Raw genomic sequence first — 4,650 nt, 5'->3', positions numbered from 1 at the left:
AAAGAATTAATTTATGGCAAGTTGCTTAAAACAATACAACTTGATAAAAATATAACTACGCTTGAAGATGTTATTAATCATCTTAATAACGATTCTTTAGCTAGTTAAATTTATTGTAAAGTGGTGTAATAATATATTATCCCCAAATAAAAATAACTAAATGATTTAAACCATTTAGTTATTTTATTCTATTTACTTAATTCTTCTAAAAGATTTCCTAAACTATTTATATACTCTCCATACCTTGCCCAATCTCCACTTTTTTGAGCTTCCATTGCTTTTTTAAATAAATCTGAAGCATTCTTTATATTTCCATATTCATCTTCTTCAATATTAGTATTATCTATATTTATTTCCACGTTATCAATATTATAATTAAATAATTTTTGTAATGCTTTATCTATATTTTCTTCTATAACAATTTTATCACCATTAGATAAAATTACTCTTTTCATTTCTGGCATACTATTTTCATCATCTGCTTTTAAATATATAGTATTTAAATATAATAAAGAATCTTCTATAGGCACTATAACTATATCACCATATACAACTTCTGATCCTTTACCGGCCCATAAACTAACCTCTTTAGAAATTTCTGGATTTTGCTGAATTCTATTCTTAAACAAATTAGGACTATATATAGTTCTTTGAGGAGGAAATTTATACATTATTAATTGCCCATAATTTTCTCCATCCATTCTTGCACCTAATAAAGCAACCATACTTTGCTTTCCTTTCATATTAAAATATTCAAAAAGCATCATTTCTAATTTCTTTTCTCCTGGAAGCCTTGTCATTAAATATAATCCTTCTTTATTATTTTCCTTTGTTTTAAGAGTATTTTCATTTTTAATTCCTATAATATTTCCTTCATCTTTGCTTTTTATTTCTTCATCTATTAAACCTCTAGATTTATCCCATAAATCTTCTTGAGTAAATAATTTTATTGGATCATTAGTATGATATTTAGCTAAAACTTCACTTTGTAACTTAAATATATCTTGTGGATATTTAAAATGGTCTTTTAATTTTTCTGGCATTTTATCTAATGATTTAAATAATCCTTTAAATATTTTTGAATAACTTTCAGCTATTGGGTCATTTTTATCTACTATATAAAAATCAACATTCCCATTGTATGCATCTATAACCACTTTTATAGAATTTCTTATATAATTTACTCCTGAATAAGGTTCAGAAAAAGGATATTTATTTGATACTGTATATGCATCCATTATCCAAAATAATTGCCCATCATTTACTACTACATAAGGATCACTATCATATTGCAAAAATGGCGCTATTTTTTTTGCTCTTTTTACTATATTAGTATTTAAAATTAATTTACTATTCTCATTTATAGATCCTGAAAATAATATTTTAGGGTTTTTTTCATATATAGAAAATAAAATTCTATTCAAAAATGACATTTTTATTCCACCAGTACCATCATACTTAAATACGCTTTCAGTATCCCCTGTAGGATAATCAAATTCTTCTACATCAGTATTTACTATAACATACTCATTATCTCCTTCACCATAATAAATTCTTGGATTTTGTAAATTTATATTAGTAGAATTTATAGTAGGTATATCTTTCATAACAAAAGATGGTTGTCCTTCTTTTGTAACTTCATTTACTTTGCTCATAGCTAATCCATATCCATGAGTATATCTTAAATGCTTATTTTGCCATGTTGTCATGGAATCTCTATTTATCTCTCTAGGTGATATAAAAACCTGCGAATATTGTCCATTTATATTATATCTATCTGTATCAGTATCATTAAATTCATAATAATTTTTAATAAGTTGAACTTGTTGATAAAAATTTAATACTGGTTCTGTTGAATTAACTTTTAAATTATCTATAATATCTTGATTATTAGTTAATTGTTGTATATCTAATTCATTCTGTGGTTCAAAATTTTTCTCTTCTATATTTGCAATATTAAATGCTTCTTTAGTAGAATCAATATTATATTTTATATACTTTTTCTCTAACTCCATTTCATTTGGATTAACTATAAATTGTTGAACTATTATAGCTGTTACAGGTTCTAATACAATTAAAACTCCTACTGTTGCAATTGAAATCACTATTAACTTAAACTTTGATTTAAGTAACGAAAAAAATACAATTATAGAAGCTATAAAACATGCTATAGTTATTACTTTATAAAAATTTAATGTTACTTTAACATCTGTATAACTTGCTCCATAAGCTACGCCTCTTGTGCTATACACTAAATCAAAAGCCCTTAAAATATAGCCTACTCCTATTACTATAATTAATACTGCAGAAACTATAGCTAATTGTTTTCCGGCAAAGTTCTTTAATCTATCACTTGTATTAATATGTATTATATTATCAGATTTAAGAACTTTTTCTTTAATATTTAATATAAAATATATAACTAAAGTTATAATTACCATTATTATTAATAACATTAAAATAGCACTATATATTGATTGAATAAGTGGTAATTTAAATATATAAAAGGATACATCTTTGTTAAAAATTGGATCAACTTTATTGAAATCTACAGAATTACTAAATTGAAGTATTTTATACCAATGAGATAAAGATGTTTTAATTGATCCTATAAATGCTATTAAAATACTTACTAACAATGATATTCTTTTAACTTTTTTAATTTTATTTATTCCAATTATATTTAAAATACCTTTATTAAAAGTTTTTAAATATAACCACAGTGTAATAAAATATATTATAAAAATAGGAATAAGCAATTTAGATACTGCTATTATTTTAGTTAAAAATACATTCAAGTACCCTACTTCTTTAAACCATTGTATATCTATTATGATTCCTGTTGACATAAATAGAATCATAACTGTAACTATCAACACAAGAATAGCAATTTGTAATTTTTTGCTTTTCATTTAAAATCCCCCTAAATTAATTTAACTTTTATTATCAGCTTCTCTTAATATATTTAATAAATTATTAGAAATTAAATCATTATTATGATGTTCATTGATTGCTTCAATAAAAGAATTACTATAAACACTTTTTAAATTTTTTAAAATTTCTACTGAATATTTTGGATGATTATAATAAATATCGATACATAATACACTAGAAATTTTTTTAATTTTACCCTTAGTTATTTTGTTTAATATTACTAATAAGACTTTTTCTATTAAATTCATAGGATATTTTATTTTTCCTATATCATGAAGTAAACTTGCTTTTATAACCTCCTTTTTATCTAATTCAATGTATTTATTATTATTTAAAAGTTTTATTGCTTCATTGCTCACTCTTATAGAATGATGTTGTTCAGATTTTTTTAGTCTTCTAAATATTTTTTGCTCTTGTTTATTTAGAAATTTATCTACATAATTATAATCTATACTTTTACAAGAACATATAATAGCCCAAATAATTTGTTTTACTCTATAAATCACATTTAATCCACTTTCTGTTAATATTTTAAAATATTATATCATATAATTAATAACAAATTTGCAATATTTTAGTTTTTATTAAATAAATATTCTTAACATTAGTTAGTAAAGTTATATCAAAACTTAAATTAATAAAAAATAAACAACTTAAATTTTTTTAATGCTAATAAATTTAAAAAATATGATTTTTTACATAAAAAAACTACATTAAAATATAAATATATCTTAATGTAGTTTATAATTTAAACTTTTATTTTATTATTTATTCTGCAGCTGGTGTATTTGTAGGCACTGGTGTATTTTGTGATTGAGTAACATTGGCAGCTGTGGTTGCTGAACCACTTCCAACATTAATTCCTACACAACAACAGCAAGTACTGCAACAACATGCCCCTGGTACAATTAATATTTGCTTATTTTTTACAACAGTTGTTAATATATTCTCATTAAATTTTAACATAGATTCTTTTCTCCTTTTATAATCATAATTTATTAATTATCTGATATTAAAACTTTTTACATACCTGTTTAAAGCTTGTCCTTATAATTAAGTTATGATTATATTTTAAAAGTTCTAATTAATTTATTCAATATGATGTTATTTCTACATCTTCCATTTACTTTCTATTTAATCTAAAAATATATTAATTCTATAAAAAAAAAGTTGTGATTAATCACAACTTTTTTTTGGTGGAGGTAAGGAGATTCGAACTCCTGACCCCCTGCGTGCAAGGCAGGTGCTCTCCCAACTGAGCTATACCCCCAAATAATGGTGGACCTTCAGGGACTCGAACCCCGGACCTACCGGTTATGAGCCGGTTGCTCTAACCAACTGAGCTAAAGATCCATGACCTGGCAACCACCTACTCTCCCACACAGTCTCCCGTGCAGTACCATCGGCCTCCTAAGGCTTAACCTTCGTGTTCGGAATGGGAACGGGTGTTACCCTTAGGAGCATCATCACCAGATTTTAAGAACTTTTTGTTCTTTCAAAATTGCACTAAGTATTAAGTTTACTTTTATTTGGTCAAGCCCTCGACCTATTAGTATCAGTCAGCTGAACATGTTACCATGCTTACACCCCTGACCTATCAACCTTGTGTTCTTCAAGGGGTCTTACTAGCTTATGCTATGGGAAATCTCATCTTGAGGTAGGCTTCACGCTTAGATGCTTTCAGCGTTTATCCCTTCCCGACTTAGCTACCCAGCT

The 4,650-nt window shown here is 25.4% G+C and carries 3 protein-coding genes, 2 tRNA genes and 2 rRNA genes; all 7 read right to left on the bottom strand.

The genetic code is table 11. The features are described from left to right. Nucleotides 1-188: 188 nt before the first annotated feature. The gene (locus GBZ86_RS12945) at nt 189-2,912 is read right to left on the bottom strand and encodes a UPF0182 family protein (RefSeq protein WP_152891282.1); all 2,724 of its coding nucleotides are present in this window, start codon (nt 2,910-2,912) and stop codon (nt 189-191) included. 21 nt (nt 2,913-2,933) lie between these two features. Continuing rightward, entirely contained in the window at nt 2,934-3,440 is a 507-nt protein-coding gene (locus GBZ86_RS18295; RefSeq protein ID WP_152891280.1) for an HD domain-containing protein, read from the bottom strand. 262 nt (nt 3,441-3,702) lie between these two features. Next, complete coding sequence (locus tag GBZ86_RS12935; protein WP_152891278.1) at nt 3,703-3,900, bottom strand: streptolysin S family TOMM toxin; 198 nt, start codon at nt 3,898-3,900, stop codon at nt 3,703-3,705. 228 nt (nt 3,901-4,128) lie between these two features. Next, a tRNA-Ala gene (locus GBZ86_RS12930) sits at nt 4,129-4,204 on the bottom strand. 6 nt (nt 4,205-4,210) lie between these two features. Then, nucleotides 4,211-4,287, bottom strand: a tRNA-Ile gene (locus GBZ86_RS12925). A gap of 3 nt (nt 4,288-4,290) precedes the next feature. Then, nucleotides 4,291-4,408, bottom strand: a 5S ribosomal RNA gene (gene rrf, locus GBZ86_RS12920). Nucleotides 4,409-4,463: 55 nt separating this feature from the next. Next, nucleotides 4,464-4,650 (bottom strand): 23S ribosomal RNA (locus GBZ86_RS12915); the annotation flags it as partial.

Source organism: Clostridium tarantellae, from assembly GCF_009295725.1.
Lineage (GTDB): Bacteria > Bacillota > Clostridia > Clostridiales > Clostridiaceae > Sarcina > Sarcina tarantellae.
Note: the sequence above shows the minus strand (reverse complement) of the source record. Positions and strands in the feature narration are given on the sequence as shown.